Genomic DNA, 3129 nt, shown 5'->3' with positions numbered 1-3129 from the left:
GATGACCCTTCATGACGCCCCGTTACAACCTGGTCCACAAGGCAATTCTGCGTATCAGCGCCTGCTGGACGAGATTCGCGAGGGCACTCTTCTGCCCGGCGACCGGCTGCGTGAGATTGAGCTCTCGGAACGGTTGGGCGTCAGCCGTACCCCGGTACGCGAGGCGATAAGGCAGTTGGAGGCCGACGGGCTGGTCACGCATGTGCCACGGCAAGGTGCCACCGTGCGCAGTCTGGATTACGCCGAGGTCATGGAACTCTATGAGATGCGCGCGGTGCTTGAAGGGACAGCGGCCCGTCTGGCAGCCCGCGCGGCATCGGATGTCGAACTGGATGAGCTGGACCTTTTGAACGACCGGTTGGCCGAGGCGGGTACTGGCCCCGATGCAGCCCAAATCAACAAGATCTTTCACGCGACCCTGCTGGATGCGGCCAAGAACCGGTTTCTGGCAAAATCCATGTTGTCCTTGCAAAAGGCGCTGTTGATCCTGGGGCCCTCGCAATTGCTGGATAGCGACCGCGCCGAGGCCGCAGTGGCCGAGCATCGGCGCATCATGACGGCTTTGAAGGCCAGCGATGGCGCAGCGGCCGAGACAGAGATGCGCGCGCATATTCAGGCTGCACAGCGGATGCGCATCCGCGCGTTGCAGGACCGCGACCGCTCAATCGACGAAAGCCAGTAGGTAGACAGGATATGGCCACCCCAAAGGAAGCTTACGATATCGCTGTGATTGGCGGTGGGAACGCAGCCCTCTGCGCCGCGATGACTGCGGCTGAGGCAGGCGCGCGCGTTCTGATCCTTGAGACGGCGCCAAAACCTTATCGCGGCGGAAACTCCCGCCATACGCGCAACTTTCGCTGTATGCATTCGGGCCCGTTGGGCCCGCTCGTCGAGATGTATGGCGAAGACGAATACCTCTCGGATCTGCTGAAAGTCACCGGCGGCAAAACCGATGAACATCTTGCCCGCCTCGCGATCCGCACCTCCGAGGAATGCCTGCCGTGGATGCAAGAACACGGGGTCCGGTTTCAGCCTTCGCTTTCCGGCACATTGTCATTGGCACGGACCAATGCGTTTTTCATGGGGGGCGGCAAATCTCTGGTGAATGCCTATTACCGGACGGCGGCAGGTTTGGGTGTAGATGTGCTGTATGAGGCCGCTGTGACGCATCTGGAACTGAACAGCGACCAGATCGAGTGGGTCGATTACACCTATGAAGGCCAGTCTCATCGCATCGCGCCCAAGGCGGTCATCGTTGCCTCCGGCGGCTTTCAGGCAGACACCGATTGGCTCACCCGCGCCTGGGGTGAGCCTGCGAAGAACTTTCTGATCCGGGGAACGCCGTACAACCGAGGCGTGGTCCTGTCTGATCTGCTGGATCAAGGCGTAGAAAGCGTCGGCGACCCGACCCAATGCCATGCCGTTGCCATTGACGGGCGCGCGCCGAAATTCGACGGCGGCATCGTCACCCGTCTGGACTGCGTGCCGTTTTCCATCGTCGTGAACAAACATGCCGAGCGGTTCTATGACGAGGGCGAAGACGTCTGGCCCAAGCGCTATGCGATCTGGGGCCGTTTGGTGGCGGCGCAGCCGGATCAGGTGGGATATGCCATCATCGACGCCAAGTCGCGGAACCTGTTCATGCCGTCCGTGTTCCCGCCGCTAAAGGCGAACACGTTGGACGAATTGGCCGGGATGATGGACCTGCCTGCGGACAAACTGAAAGCAACCGTCAGCGCATTCAACGCCGCTTGCGGCGACATCAGCGGGTTTCATCCGACCGAACTGGACGGGGTGGCGACCTCGGGCCTGATCCCGCCCAAGACCAACTGGGCGCGCCCAATTACCGAACCGCCGTTTTATGGCTACTCGCTGCGGACCGGCGTGACCTTTACCTATCTTGGGTTGAAGGTTGACGAGACGGCCCAGTGCTCGACGCCCAGCGGCAAGATCAAAAACCTGTGGGCGGCCGGGGAAACGATGGCCGGGTCCATCCTTGGGCAAGGCTATCTGGCGGGCTTTGGCATGACCATCGGAACTGTCTTTGGACGCATCGCAGGACGAGAGGCCGCCGCTTATGCAAACTGATCTTATTCAGGAAGCCCGCCGCCAGGCCGAGATCTGCAACGCCTGCCGCTATTGCGAGGGCTATTGCTCGGTCTTCCCGTCGCTTCATGCGGAACGCGCGTTCTCGGATGGGGACATCACGCAATTGGCCAACCTGTGCCATAACTGCCGGGGCTGTTACTACGCCTGCCAGTACACCGCCCCGCACGCGTTTGACCTGAACCTGCCCAAGGCGCTGGCCGAAGTGCGGCGCGACAGTTGGGAAAGCTTGGCATGGCCGCAGCCGCTGGCACGACGGTTCCACACCCATGGCGGGGCCATCGCCCTGGCGCTTGTGGTCGGATTTGCCCTGTTGTTCTGGGCGACCCGCGCCATCGGTTCCAGCGGAGGCGAAGGGTTTTATGCCGTCCTGTCCCACAACGCGATGGTCGCGATCTTTGCGCCTGCATTCCTGCTGCCTCTGTTCAGCATCGCCTTCAGCCTGAGGCGCTATTGGACCGAGGTTGGCGGCAAACCGATCCAGATGTCTGATCTGACGGTTGCGCTCAAACGTGCGGGCAAGATGCAGGATCTGGCCGCAGGCCATGGCGAGGGCTGCAACTTCGAGGACGAAGACCGGTTCAGTCAGGGCCGACGCCACATCCACCACGCCATCATGTATGGCTTCCTGCTGTGCTTTGCGTCGACCTCGGTGGCGACGATCATGCACTATGTCTTCGGAATGCACGCGCCTTACGGGTTCTGGTCGTTGCCGAAACTGTTCGGGATTTCCGGGGGGCTGCTGCTGACGGTGGGATGTGGTGCGATGGCGCTGCTCAAGCAAAAGTCAGACCGAGACCTCGGCGATCCGTCGGCCTGGGGTGGGGATATCGGCTTCATCCTGTTGCTCGGGTTTGTGGGCCTCAGCGGGCTGGTTCTCTATGCCCTCGGGTCAACGCCTCTGATGCCCGCACTGCTGGCCATCCACCTCGGATCGGTCCTGACCTTCTTCCTGCTGACGCCCTACACAAAAATGGCACACGGCTTCTATCGGCTTGCGGCGCTGGTCCGGGATGCACAACG

3 protein-coding genes are annotated in these 3129 nt (G+C 61.6%); all 3 read left to right on the top strand.

The window, feature by feature from the left end; genetic code table 11:
• Position 1 precedes the first annotated feature (1 nt).
• A complete protein-coding gene (locus ACR0KJ_RS19350) occupies positions 2-682 on the top strand; it encodes a GntR family transcriptional regulator (RefSeq protein ID WP_480627452.1) in 681 nt (226 codons plus the stop codon).
• A gap of 11 nt (positions 683-693) precedes the next feature.
• On the top strand, positions 694-2088 hold the full coding sequence (gene tcuA, locus ACR0KJ_RS19345; RefSeq protein WP_170456873.1) for an FAD-dependent tricarballylate dehydrogenase TcuA: 1395 nt from the start codon (positions 694-696) through the stop codon (positions 2086-2088).
• Positions 2078-3129 (top strand): tricarballylate utilization 4Fe-4S protein TcuB (gene tcuB / locus ACR0KJ_RS19340; protein ID WP_480627451.1); only part of this gene is annotated, 1052 nt, incomplete at its 3' end. The genes tcuA and tcuB, both read left to right, overlap by 11 nt.

The sequence above is a fragment of the Ruegeria sp. AD6 genome, from assembly GCF_056542325.1.
The sequence above is the reverse complement of the archived record's forward strand: the minus strand, read 5'-3'. Positions and strand labels throughout refer to the sequence as shown.

What these genes read in the sequence shown, in the direction of transcription:
- tcuA (WP_170456873.1), top strand. Translation starts at nt 694, where the DNA reads ATGGCCACCCCAAAGGAAGCTTACGATATCGCTGTGATTGGCGGTGGG.
- ACR0KJ_RS19350 (WP_480627452.1), top strand. Translation starts at nt 2, where the DNA reads ATGACCCTTCATGACGCCCCGTTACAACCTGGTCCACAAGGCAATTCT.